Origin of the sequence: Bacillus sp. SIMBA_154, from assembly GCF_046536015.1 — a bacterium.
Lineage (GTDB): Bacteria > Bacillota > Bacilli > Bacillales > Bacillaceae > Bacillus > Bacillus pumilus_P.
In genome coordinates this window covers 1-12,498 of the sequence record NZ_JAWJBV010000005.1, presented here as the reverse complement: position 1 = coordinate 12,498, position 12,498 = coordinate 1, and the positions used below count along the sequence as shown (strand labels likewise).

Below are 12,498 nucleotides of genomic sequence, written 5' to 3'. Positions count from 1 at the left end.
GTTCCTTCATCTTAGAAAAATGTATTATTTTGTTTCAAATGTTTCGCAATCAGTTTCTGCATTGCGAGTCACGTCAGTCATTGTGCTTTTACCAATTTTAATTGTAGAAGCTGTACAGCTGTTTTTAGCCCAAAAACGGCAAGAGTTCACTTCACAAAGTACGTTTTGTGCCATGGGAATTCACCTCCGTGATTCATATTGAGAATGAAGCAAGCTGCCACTTGAATTCATTCAATCTAGTAGTCTCTTTATAGAAAGAGGCTGTTTGTGCTTCCTATGCACGTGTTTATCATACCATCTACCCTGAAAATATACAATTTAAACTCCGAAAGAGCGAGAATACATATCTCGCTCTTTTTTATTTGTAAAAATAGTTAAATGCTAGGTGGCACCATCTCTCATTTCGACATATGAATAGAGTAGATTCAAAACCTGATGTCGGACAAAGTATGAGAATACATGTACTAATTTCCACATAAAGATAGGGTTTTCAATCAAAATCTTCATAGAGAGATGAGGGGAGAAGATGAAAGCAGTCATTCTCTGCGGAGGAAAGGGAACGAGAATGAGTGAGGTCACACAAGCGCTTCCTAAACCACTTGCTATGATCGGAGATCGGCCTATTCTATGGCATATTATGAAAATCTATCAGTATTACGGTGTAGACGAGTTTATCTTATTGCTTGGATATAAAGGAGAGAAGATCAAAGAGTATTTTCTCAACTACGACTGGCGGAATCACAGCATGCAGCTGGATATGTCGACAAGAGAAATGAAGCTTTTAGGGAAATCAGAAAGCTGGAAAATCACCTTTTTAGATACGGGCGAGAATACGATGACAGGCGGACGTTTAAAACAGGTGCAGGACTACATTGGTGATGAGACATTTATGATGACGTATGGTGATGGGCTCGCCAATATCAATATGTTTCATTTGCTCAAGCGCCATCAAGATCTTGGGGCAGCTGCCACTGTCACGGGAATTGAAAAGATGTCACAGTACGGGACGCTGAAGGTGTATAACGGGATGGCACAATCCTTCTCTGAGAAGACAGACAGTATCGGGATGATCAATGGAGGATTTTTTGTGTTGTCTCCAAAGGTATTTGATTATTTGACAGACGATGATCAATGCGTGTTCGAAGCGGAGCCTCTTCAACATCTGGCGAATGATGGAGAGCTTGCGGTTTATGAGCACCACGGGTTTTGGACAGCAATTGATACGTATAAAAATCTGAAGGAAATCAATGGCATGTGGGCAGAAGGAAAACAACCATGGAAGGTTTGGTGACAGCATGAGCGGATTTTGGAATGGCAAGAACGTATTTGTGACTGGATGTACAGGGCTGTTAGGAAGCTATCTCGTCAAGGAATTGATTGATCAAGGCGCCAACGTGACAGGGCTTGTGCGTGATCAGGTGCCAAGATCGAATTTATATCAAGACAGTCAATTTGAAAAGATGAATGTGGTGCAAGGCGCATTGGAGGACATGCAAACGATTGAACGTGCGTTAGGAGAATACGAAATTGATACCGTCTTCCATTTGGCGGCCCAAGCCATTGTTGGGGTCGCAAATAGACATCCTGTTTCTACATTTGAAGCTAACATTTTAGGTACATGGAATGTGCTGGAGGCGTGCAGAAGACAGCCGCTGATCAAACGAGTGATTGTGGCTTCAAGTGACAAAGCATACGGTGATCAGGAGCAGCTTCCATATGATGAAGAGATGCCGCTTAACGGGAAACATCCGTATGATGTATCGAAAAGCTGTGCAGATTTGATTTCTCACACATACTACAACACATATGGTCTTCCGGTTTGTATTACGCGATGCGGCAATTTATACGGAGGCGGAGATTTGAATTTTAACCGAATTATTCCGCAAACCATTCAGCTAGTTTTAGAGGGGGAGACACCGGAAATTAGAAGTGACGGCACTTTTATTCGTGATTACTTCTACATTGAAGATGCGGTCAAGGCCTATTTGCTGCTAGCTGAAAAAATGGAGGAAAAAGGGCTGGCAGGAGAAGCCTTTAACTTTAGTAATGAAATTCAGCTGACGGTCCTTGAGCTCGTGGATAAGATTTTAAAGGCAATGGGAAGCGATCTGAAGCCTCGTATTTTGAATCAAGGAACGCATGAGATTAAGCATCAATATTTATCGGCAGAAAAAGCGAGAAAACTGCTTGATTGGAAGCCTGACTACTCCATTGATGAAGGTTTAGAAAAGACAATTGAATGGTACCGCGAATTTTTTCAGAAATAGAGGTGTAAATAGATGAACAGCATATATTGTACGGTTCTATCAAGTGGAAGACTTTATCAAGCCATTGCGTTTTTCTTATCGTTGAAGCAAGTAGAAGATGATGCTGTCATCAAGACGTTATGTATGGATGATGCTGCATTTGATTTGCTTCGTCAAATGAATTTCCCACATGTCGATCTTGTTCATGTACGGGAGCTTGAAACGCCGGAGCTGCTAGAGAAAAAAGAGAAACGGGATGCGTCGGAATATTGCTGGACATTAAAGCCGATGTGGATTGAGAGGTTATTTGAACAGGAGAAGACGGAGGAAGTGACATATTTTGATGCGGATTTGTTCTTTTATGAGAGCCCGCAAGTCATTTTTCAAAACCAGCCGGATGCCTCTGTTTTACTATCGAGAGGAGATATTGTCATTCCAAGCTTTGATCCAGAGGAAGTGAAAATGCTTCAGAAGCTTTTAGGACGCTATAACTCGGGCTTCCTACACTTTAAAGGAGATGAAGCCGGGCGGAAGTGTCTCAGCTGGTGGAAAGAAGAATGTCTAAAAGAATGCAAAAATGCACCGGGAGAAGGCAAGTTTGGAGACCAAGGGTATCTGGATCATATGCCGATGCTATTTGAAAAAGTAGAAGATATTAAAACAAAGGGCGTCAATATTGGTCATTGGAACTATGGGCAGCATTCCTATCGGGAAGAGAATGGGCGTATTCTGCTTGAGGATGGGAGCCCGCTCATTTGCTATCATTTCAGCGGCTTTCGAATCGTGAGCAAGGATCATATGCAGCAAATCCATGAAAAAGGGAGAAATGACTTGCCATTTTTCCAAGAAGCCTATCGGGAAATGCTTCGTCATGTGATTGAATCTGTGGAGCGAGTCAACCCAATGTTTAACGGCTATGCCAAACTCGAGGGGGATGACGCATGAACAAAAAGCCAAAGGTAAGCGTCATTATTCCAAGCTATAATGCGAAAGAGCGCTTAGAAGGCAGCCTCTTTTCCTTAACGCTTCAGGAAACGGATATTCCATTTGAGGTCATTGTCGCCGATAATGGGTCAACGGATGGCACGATGGAAATGCTCGAAAAAATTGAGGTGAACTTTCCGATCAAAAAGGTGCGTATCCCTGTCAATCAAGGGATTGCCAAGGGACGCAATCATGCCATTCGCGAAGCAGAGGGAGACCTGCTGATTTTCCATGACAGCGATATGCTGGCAGAGCCGAGGTTTATTCAAAAGCATAGAGAGGCGCATGCAGATCAAGAGGATCTCGTCATTTGCGGTGTGTGCTGGAAGCGGATCTATCGTTATTTTTACACAGCATTTGATGAAGATCACGTGAAGCGATTGAAAACACAAGGGCTGTATCAGCGGGAAATGAAGAACAAAACGCCTCTTTTATCAATGGAAGAAGTCGAAAATGGTGCATTTCTAGAGAAAAGCTTTGATTTGCAGTCTGAGTTTATTGATATCCTCAAAGACATCTTGCACACGTACCACTATGATTTAAGTTCTTATGAGCTGCCGTGGCGATTTTTCATTACAAATAACTCCTCAGTAAAGCGAAAGCATGTCATGGCACTGGGGATGTTTGATGAAAATATCGTTCGGTACGGGTTTGAGGATTATGATTTAGGGATTCGTCTGCATCAGCTTGGCCTGTCATTTGAATTGAGAGAGGATATCATGAGTGTGCATCAGGAGCATCCGAGTAATTTAACGTCATTTGATGACATTAAATATAACATTTTGTATATGTGCGAGAAGTATAACAATATTGATTCCATTGATGCCCATTTGGCATTCTCTGGCCCGTTTTCTCACACGGTGACAAATGACATCGTGAAAGAAATTCGTCAGCTGCGTGAGAATCCGTCATTTGATGGTCTGTTATCTTATTTTTTAGAGCTGCTTCATTTGATCACAGAGCGGAATGTAGGCATCAAACGTGATCAACAAGATGTGCTGACAGCAAAGCACTTTCCTTTGAAAAAGCTGTCAGAGACTGCGCAGCTTGCAAGGCAGGAATATGGCTGCACGGTTCTTGTGGAAGCAATTCAAAGGCTGACGAATGAGCTGTTATGCGTTGATTTGTTTCAAGTGGATGTGTTGTAGATGGCATCCTATCATTTTACAACCATTGTGTCGAATACCCATGTATTTAAGCTGCTCGCACTGATTCATTCACTTGAACAAACCGCCCATTCATTCAAGCTGTCTGTTTTATGTGCGGACCCTTTGGCTTACAAGGTGTTAAGTGAGTTCCCTCATCCGCATGTCCAATATGAACAGCTTGAAGACATTGAAGATGATTCGCTGCGAAAGGCAAAAGGTGATCGTACGTTTCATGAGTATTGCTGGACGTTAAAGCCTGCCTTTCTACTCAAAATTCTTGAGTCCTCAGATGCGGATTATCTCGCTCATTTGGATACTGATTTGTATTTTTATCATGATCCAGGGGCGATATTTGAAGAGAATTCACTCGCTCATTTATTTTTGACGGATCATATGAATTCCAAGCGATTCTATCACTTTTATGAATTGTCCGGCCGCTTTAATACTGGTTTTGTAGGCTGTCGTAACACAGACGTTGCCAAACAGGCGGTAACGCAATGGAAAGAAAACTGCATTGCGCACTGTACAGTAGAAATGGATACGGAAAAAAAGACGTACGGAGACCAGCGGTATGTTGAAAGTTGGATTGATGATTTTGAAGGTGTCCATGTGGTGACATCTAAAGGGGCCAATGCGGCGATTTGGAACATTGAAAACTATAAGCTTTCCATTGTGGAAGGGGATATTTACCTCGACGAAAATCCTCTACTGTTCTATCATTTTTCTGCCTTTACGATCATTGATGAGAATACCTTTAATCTCAATTGGTATTACTATATGAAAGAACAAAAGCTTGTGGATCATCTGTATATTCCGTATGCCAATTTGGTTCATCAAAAAATTAAACAGGTGCAAGAGATATTTCCAGAATTTCAGCAAGGGTTTATTGCGAAGAAGCATGTTCCCGACACGCATTTTTATGAGATATGAAAAAACCGCTCATTATCTGAGCGGTTTCAGCGTGTAGATAAACCCTCGCATTCGGTGTCAGTCCTCACGAATCTCAAATTCGCTCCGCTCCGGTACTCGTCCATCCTAGACTTCAAGGGTTTTCATAACACGCTGAAAAGAAGACAAAGGGCTAAAATAAAGTTCATTTTAGCCCTTTGTCATCAATCTGAACCGCTCATTTACTGAGCGGTTTTTAATTTTATGATTCATTCCATTTGGAGATGGTGTGATCACTAGGAAGTAAAACGGCTAAAATCCCTAAAATCGGTAAAAAGGCAGCACCGATCATTGTAGGGGTTAAACCAAAGGCGTCAATCAATGAGCCGAGGGCAATCGATCCGATCGCACCCATTCCAAACGCAAGCCCAACAGTTAAACCAGACATTGTGCCAATTTTCCCGGGAAATAGTTCTTGAGCATATACCACTGTGACAGAGAAGCTTGACATCAAAATCAGGCCAATGAGTCCAAGCAAAGCGTATGCAAGAACAGGTCCAGCAAAAGGTAATAGAAGTGCAAGTGGAAAGGATGCCAATAATGAAGCCAAAATCACATTTTTCTTACCAAATCGATCTGCAAGCGGTCCGCCTAAAAATGTCCCGACTGCACCTAGAATAAGAAATATGAAGATATAAGTCTGTGATTCTTTAATCGTCACACCGTATTGTTCAATGGCATAGAACGCATAGAAATTCGAAATGGCATTTCCATACCAAGAGCGGGCAAAAATAAGGAAGACGATAATGCCAAGTGCTGTGAGTGCTGACTTACGGTGAATATCAGACCTTGGAGCTTTCGCATGTGCTTTCTTCGCATGTGCTCTAATGGCTTGAAGCTTCGCAGCGTACCATCTTGAAATATAGAGAAGGAAACCGACAGCAAGCATTCCAACAATCGTAAACCAAGCCACTCCTGGCTGACCGAGCGGAACGAGCATTAATGCAGCGATAAGTGGTGCAAAGGCTTGACCTGTATTCCCGCCTACTTGATAGATGGACTGGGCAAGTCCTCGTCTTGGACCAGCTGCCATGTTGGCCACACGTGAACCTTCTGGATGGAAGATCGCAGAGCCGAGTCCGATAAAGACAACGCAAAGCAAAATGGTCGCAAAGGATGGGGCAAACGCAAGTCCGAATATACCGACAGCACTTGAGAATAAAGCAATAGGAAGTGCATAGGGCATCGGCCGTTTATCTGTGTACCACCCAATTGCAGGCTGCATCACGGAGGAGACCATATTTAATGTAAAGGCAATCAGCCCTAATTGTGTAAAGGTCAGCCCCATTGAGCGTTCTAAAATAGGGAACATGGCAGGAATAACGGCTTGTAATGTGTCGTTGAGCATATGACAAATACCAATGATCAATAAAATGGGATAAACCGTTGAGCCGGTTACAGCTTTTTGGGATTTATCCTTTGCACGAGCAGCAATAGCCAATGAGACTTCCTCCTTTCATCCAACTGTTTTCTTTTTGCATTCCCCTCATTTTATTCATAAGGTGAACTATAAAACAATAGAAAATTTTCATGATTTAGAAAAAAAGAGAATACCTTACATAGAAGTGTCGCCGGAAACATGGCGGTTCAGCGGGGAGGGTGAGAGAGGAAATTGTCTTACATCATTTGCAATATGCTGAAGTTCAAAAATGCGGATTTGAAGGGTCTGCAAATTCATAATGAGAGGGGAAAAGAGAGCCATACGAATCCAGATATTGATGAGAGCCGGACCAAGCTGAATTATGATTTATTGCACCACAGATGATTGATTATAAGTCCATCATCAATGAGCACATTTCAAAAAATGGGGGAAACGAAGCGCGCGATTCGGAAAGATGCCGTCCGGTGCTGTTCGTTCATGATTTCAGCCAACCCCGAATTTTTTGAGGGGCTTTCGCCGGAGTGCGAAAAGGCATTTTTTCAATCGAATTTGGCGTTTCTTCAGGAGCGCTACGGAAAAGAAATCGAAAAAACCATGAGATCGTCCCTTGGCTTTATAATGGTCAGATGTTAAAATCGAATGGGTAATATTGGAATGGTCGCGTATATTTTCTCTTTGCATCAATACCCGTCTCAACACTGTGAAAAGAGAGGGGATTGTAACGTGTATTGTTTGCCAAAAACCACCTTTAGCACTGCTTTCATTTTAGCAGCCGGATTGCTGTGGATGTCCATCGTTCCTCAGCAGGCCTTCGCTCATGGGTTTATCGAAAAACCGGGGAGCAGAGCGGCTCTGTGCAGTGAGGCTTTCGGATTTCTCAATCTGAATTGTGGAAGCGTGATGTATGAGCCGCAAAGCCTGGAAGCGAAAAAAGGGTTCCCGCATAGCGGCCCGGCAGATGGACAAATCGCATCCGCGGGCGGACTGTTCGGCGGAATTCTTGATCAGCAGTCGGAAAATCGCTGGTTTAAACATATCATGACCGGCGGAGAACACACCTTTACCTGGACATATACCGCCCCCCACAATACGAGCCAATGGCACTACTATATCACCAAAAAAGGCTGGGATCCTGACAAACCGCTTAAGCGCGCAGACTTTGAACTGATTGGCGTCGTTCCGCATGACGGGTCCCCTGCATCTCGCAATTTATCTCACCACATTTATATTCCTGAAGACCGCCTCGGGTATCATGTCATACTTACCGTTTGGGATGTGGCTGATACTGAAAACGCTTTCTATCAAGTGATTGATGTTGATCTAGTGAATAAATAAAGCATGGACTTTTCTTGATCTGTTTGGAAAACCGACTTGTGAATCAGCGGGTTTTGGTGGAAACAGAGAAAATAAGCGATCAAAAACCCCGGCTCTCCAAAACATGCCGGGGTTTTTGAGATTCGTTATATCTTTTTCTTCATTGCGGCATCCATAAACGGCAGCAAGGTGCCGAACAGCATCGTACCGCCGAAGAAATTCCCGAGGCAAGATTGTGAGGGGACTGGGTGCGGCAGGGATGGAATAAAAAGCGCGGGATTTCTGGAGAATACGAAAAGCTGGTATACTTTTTGAGGGGTAGGAAGGGGAACAAGTTTCCCAACCCTACACATGAGTCAACGGTAAGCGGAACGAAAGTGAGCATTAAGGAGTTGACTCATTCACAAAACCAAAGAGACACAAGCTCTTGATTGAGCGTGTGTCTCTAAAGGATTATTGATAAAAAGAAGCGATCACAGGCTTCATTTTTTGAATGACAAGTCCACTGCCGCCGCGGTTTTTCACACCTTCGATCATGCCGACGAGGACGTAATCTTCTTTTTTAGGATTAAACGCAAGTAAAAATCCATTTTCAGTGCCATCTGTTGCACCTTGTTTGCTCTTCAGCTCTGCCGTTCCAGTTTTAGCGGCGATATCTGCTCCTTTGATTTGTAAGGAGTGAGCTGTACCGTTTGGATTGGTGACGACTTGGGTCAGCGCGTCTTTCACCGTGTTTGCTGAGTCTTCTTTGATGATCTGCTTTGGTGATGCTGTTTTTTCATCTTGAATCACTCGAGGATAGACAAGCTTGCCTCCGGTTGCAAAAGGAGAATAGGCATGCACTTGCTCAATCGGTGACATGAGTAATTCACCTTGACCATATGCCGAGTCAGCGAGTAGGATGTCCGATTGAATGCCATCGTTCGATACTTGTGCTGGTTTCATTGTAAATGGCATGTGTAAGTCTTCGCCAAACCCAAAAGTTTTCACTTTTTTCTCGTAGGTGTCTTTACCAATTTCAAGTGCTTCCTGTCCGAAGTAAATATTGTCAGAGTACACAAGGGCATCGACCATATTCACTTTTTCTTTGGCGTGCACCCGTGTAATTTGATAATTTCCCCATGATTGATCCTTTTGCCATTTCAGTCCATGAATGGTGCGCACTTTATTAGGCTTTGTGACACCTGTTTCCAGCCCAATGGCTGCTGTAATGGTTTTGAATGTGGACCCTGGTGCATACCGGCTCGCATATCGAGCTTGGAATGGGAGGTCCGGATTTTCACTGTATGCCTGATATTGCTTAGGTGTTATCCCGTTTGTCATGAGATTGACATCGTAGGAAGGGGTGCTGACAAGCGCTAATAGATCACCAGATGATGGATTCATGATGGTGACAGCCCCTTTTTCACCTTTCAGCTGCTCATAGGCTTTTTTCTGTAATGAAGCATCAATGGTCAGCTTCACTGTTTTTCCGTCTTTTCGGTCTGTTTTTTGCAATGTCTCTTCAATACCTGTTTCATCATGGACAATGAGAATGCTTCCGCCATCTTGTCCTCGTAAATTTTGATCGAATGTGAATTCAAGACCGGTTTTGCCAATGATTTGATCAGCCTTTAATGCTGGATTCCTTTTGATATCATCCGAATTTGCTTTTCCGACATAGCCTGTTAGATGAGCAGCGGCTTCGTTATATGGATAGTAGCGCATTTCCTTCGATTGATAGGTGACGCCGTTTACGTCCTTTGGAATCGGCATTTGCTTTAACATAGATTTCAGCGGAACAAACGTGTCGTCTGTGACCCATGTTTGTTTCAGCTGATTTTGAATCAGTTCTTCATCTATATCAAAAGCTTTGCTGATCTTTTTCATATTGCGTTCTTTTTCTTTCCCTGTCCCGAGCTTTCCTGGGATGATGCCAAGAGCGTTTCCACCAGTTGTTTCTGCTAAAGTACGGCCTTTCCGGTCCACAATATTTCCACGTACAGCAGGATCTGATTTTACTTTGATGGTATCTCCCTTCTCCATTTGCGGGAAGATGAGATTTTGCTTCCAGTCCACTTTCCACTTGTCAGCCTCTTCGGTGAGAACCCCCTTGTATGACAGCTTGTTCAGCTTTCCAAGAGACGTTTTCATCGTGACATCATAGGTGAACTGATACCCATTTCCTTTGTCCTGTTTTTCGACTTTGACCTTTGATACGTTCAGATCATAAGCACCAATTCCATTAAAAATATTGTCGTATTTTTCGGCTAGTTGTTTTTTGGAGAAGTCATTGGCTTTCAGAGACGCACTCGTTACCTCGTCTGCCAGCTTCGCAAAGTCTTTCTTCTCCATGTGTTTCGTAAAGGACTCGGCCGCCTGTAACGCCTCTTTTTCTTTTGAGAGAAGAGTATCTTTTAAGAAAAAGAAGGCAGCAGCAATCACGATCATACTAAGAATGGGTATAATGACTTTTTTTTGTTTCCAAAATGATTTTCGTTGATCTGTATACAATGAAAACACCTCAATTTTTGATTAGATCCTCTATATTTTACAGTTATTGCGTGTGATTTGTATAGTTTCTCCTATGAAAATAGACCAAGTCATGGTTTAGGAATGTGAATAATGACAGTAAGTTTATCTAAAAGATATCTTCATTTTTTCTTATGATTTAAAGGATTTCTTTAGAAATCATCGAATGTGGAAAATCAGAAAAATTTTTAACAAGCGTTTTCATTAGGGGGGATTGTCATCGTTTATAAAAAAGTGAATTTGACTGGACTTGTTCTTGGACCAATGCTCTTCTTCTTGATTTTTTTTCTCATACCAGAAGATGAATTGGCCTATGCTGCGAGAGTGGTATTAGGCATTACGGCTTGGACTGCGACGTGGTGGGTGACAGAAGCATTGCCGATACCAGCAACCTCTTTATTGCCAATCATCCTTCTGCCAACACTTGGCGGACTCTCTATGGAGCAAACATCAAGGGCTTATGGAGACCCGATTGTCTTTATGTACATGGGCGGATTTATGATCGCAATCGCAATTGAAAAATGGAATTTACATAGAAGAATGGCATTACATATTTTAAAGATCATTGGCACAAGAAGTGACCGCATTGTATTAGGTGTCATGATCGCGACTGCTTTTTTATCTATGTGGATTTCTAATGCAGCTACAGCACTGATGATGCTGCCGGTGGCATTGGCTGTTATTAAAGAGGTCAAAGCGAACGAAATCTTATCTGGTGCATCTCTTGATCGCTTCAGCAAAAGTATCTTACTATCGGTTGCTTATTCAGCGTCAATTGGTGGCTTGGCGACACTTGTTGGGTCAGTGCCAAATGCTGTTTTTGCAGCGATGTCAAAAAAGCTGTTAGATCGGGAAATTATGTTCTTTGAATGGTTTTTGTTTGGTTTTCCCGTGGCGATTGTTCTTCTTATTCTCTTATTTCTGTATTTGACCAAGATACAGTTCAAGGTAGAGCATACAGGTGAAATGAGTGCAGCGTTCATACGGAAGGGGTTAGAAGATTTAGGCAAAATGAAACAAGAGGAAAAATGGGTTTTTGTTATTTTTCTCATGACGGCTTTTTTGTGGATATTTAAAATCTTTTTGTTTGGAGGGATCACCGTATCTGATACATCTATCGCCATTTTTGGTGCGATGTTGTTATTTCTCATTCCAGCGACAAATGGAGAGAGAATACTAGAATGGCAGGATATGAAGCAGCTGCCGTGGGGACTTTTGCTTTTGTTTGGGGGCGGGCTTTCGCTCGCTACGGGCTTTGCAGAGACCAATCTAACAGGATGGATCGGGGAAAATTTACAGCATTTAAATGGGCTTTCATATCTCATGCTCCTGATTATTTTATCAAGCGCTATTTTATTTATGACAGAAATTATGTCCAATACAGCTGTTGCCAATATGATTATTCCGATTACGGTAGGACTTGGCCTTGCGATTGGCATCGAGCCGTACGGTTTAATGGCTGCGGCTGCTTTAGCTTCCTCTTGTGCGTTTATGCTGCCCATTTCTACACCGCCAAATGCGGCTGTCTTTAGTGCGGACGTGCTGAAAATCTCTGATATGGTCAAGGCGGGCTTTTGGTTAAATATCATCAGTATTGTGGCGATTGTCCTTGCGGTTTATTTCTGGCTGCCGATCGTGCTTAAAAGCTGAACCGATGAATGTCGGACAAATAGCTAGCAGATTGGCAATCACGGGTAGGGATAGAATGTTGGAGATGCAAGCGGTTTTGCCGGGACAAAAAGCCACGTAGATGATCGAGATCAAGTGGACTCACCTGCCTCTTTTTCACCAGCAGCTAAATCCATTCAAAGGAAGTATGTGTGTGGACTCGAATTCAGCAAAAAACAGTTTCATTTAAACAAAAAAAGAGACCGGGAATCCCCGTGTCTCTTCAGCGTGTAGACAAACCCTCGCATTCGGTGTCAGTCCTGCGTGCCGGTGCTCACGAATCTCAAATTCGCTCCGC

9 protein-coding genes and 3 pseudogenes are annotated in these 12,498 nt (G+C 42.9%); 9 read left to right on the top strand and 3 right to left on the bottom strand.

Annotated elements, in window-relative coordinates; genetic code table 11:
* Window positions 1-24: 24 nt before the first annotated feature.
* On the bottom strand, window positions 25-174 hold the full coding sequence (locus tag R0K30_RS09505) for a DUF1540 domain-containing protein (protein WP_099727333.1): 150 nt from the start codon (window positions 172-174) through the stop codon (window positions 25-27).
* A gap of 352 nt (window positions 175-526) precedes the next feature.
* Here R0K30_RS09505 and rfbF point away from each other — a divergent pair, with 352 nt between their 5' ends.
* Genes rfbF through R0K30_RS09480 form a run of 5 tightly spaced genes read left to right on the top strand, consistent with a single transcriptional unit; the run spans window position 527 to window position 5,308 of the window.
* On the top strand, window positions 527-1,291 hold the full coding sequence (rfbF, locus tag R0K30_RS09500) for a glucose-1-phosphate cytidylyltransferase (RefSeq protein WP_099727332.1): 765 nt from the start codon (window positions 527-529) through the stop codon (window positions 1,289-1,291).
* 4 nt (window positions 1,292-1,295) lie between these two features.
* Window positions 1,296-2,267 carry a GDP-mannose 4,6-dehydratase gene (locus R0K30_RS09495; protein ID WP_410610561.1) on the top strand — a complete coding sequence of 324 codons (972 nt, stop codon included), beginning with the start codon at window positions 1,296-1,298 and terminating at the stop codon, window positions 2,265-2,267.
* A gap of 12 nt (window positions 2,268-2,279) precedes the next feature.
* Window positions 2,280-3,191 carry a putative nucleotide-diphospho-sugar transferase gene (locus tag R0K30_RS09490; protein WP_410610330.1) on the top strand — a complete coding sequence of 304 codons (912 nt, stop codon included), beginning with the start codon at window positions 2,280-2,282 and terminating at the stop codon, window positions 3,189-3,191.
* Window positions 3,188-4,378: a glycosyltransferase family 2 protein gene (locus tag R0K30_RS09485; RefSeq protein ID WP_410610328.1), complete on the top strand. Its 1,191-nt coding sequence runs from the start codon at window positions 3,188-3,190 to the stop codon at window positions 4,376-4,378. Before R0K30_RS09490 ends, R0K30_RS09485 begins: the two co-directional genes overlap by 4 nt.
* Window positions 4,379-5,308, top strand: coding sequence for a putative nucleotide-diphospho-sugar transferase (locus R0K30_RS09480; protein WP_410610326.1), 930 nt, complete (start codon window positions 4,379-4,381; stop codon window positions 5,306-5,308).
* Between the two features lie 220 nt (window positions 5,309-5,528).
* Here the strand turns inward: R0K30_RS09480 and R0K30_RS09475 are convergent, their stop codons facing one another.
* Complete coding sequence (locus tag R0K30_RS09475; protein WP_410610324.1) at window positions 5,529-6,767, bottom strand: MFS transporter; 1,239 nt, start codon at window positions 6,765-6,767, stop codon at window positions 5,529-5,531.
* 171 nt (window positions 6,768-6,938) lie between these two features.
* Between R0K30_RS09475 and R0K30_RS09470 the strand changes: the two are divergent.
* A pseudogene (locus R0K30_RS09470) lies at window positions 6,939-7,340 on the top strand (plasmid recombination protein).
* A gap of 129 nt (window positions 7,341-7,469) precedes the next feature.
* Window positions 7,470-8,036 (top strand): annotated as a pseudogene (locus R0K30_RS09465) (lytic polysaccharide monooxygenase auxiliary activity family 9 protein); the annotation flags it as partial.
* Window positions 8,037-8,474: 438 nt separating this feature from the next.
* On the opposite strand, the gene pbp4 reads toward R0K30_RS09465, so the two are convergent.
* The gene (pbp4, locus tag R0K30_RS09460; RefSeq protein ID WP_410610322.1) at window positions 8,475-10,514 is read right to left on the bottom strand and encodes a penicillin-binding protein PBP4(5); all 2,040 of its coding nucleotides are present in this window, start codon (window positions 10,512-10,514) and stop codon (window positions 8,475-8,477) included.
* A 282-nt stretch (window positions 10,515-10,796) separates the two neighbouring features.
* Between pbp4 and R0K30_RS09455 the strand changes: the two genes are divergently transcribed.
* Both R0K30_RS09455 and R0K30_RS09450 read left to right on the top strand, forming a co-directional pair.
* Window positions 10,797-12,182, top strand: a complete 1,386-nt coding sequence (locus tag R0K30_RS09455; RefSeq protein ID WP_180275513.1) for an SLC13 family permease — start codon at window positions 10,797-10,799, stop codon at window positions 12,180-12,182.
* Between the two features lie 54 nt (window positions 12,183-12,236).
* A pseudogene (locus tag R0K30_RS09450) lies at window positions 12,237-12,347 on the top strand (hypothetical protein); the annotation flags it as partial.
* Window positions 12,348-12,498: the final 151 nt, after the last annotated feature.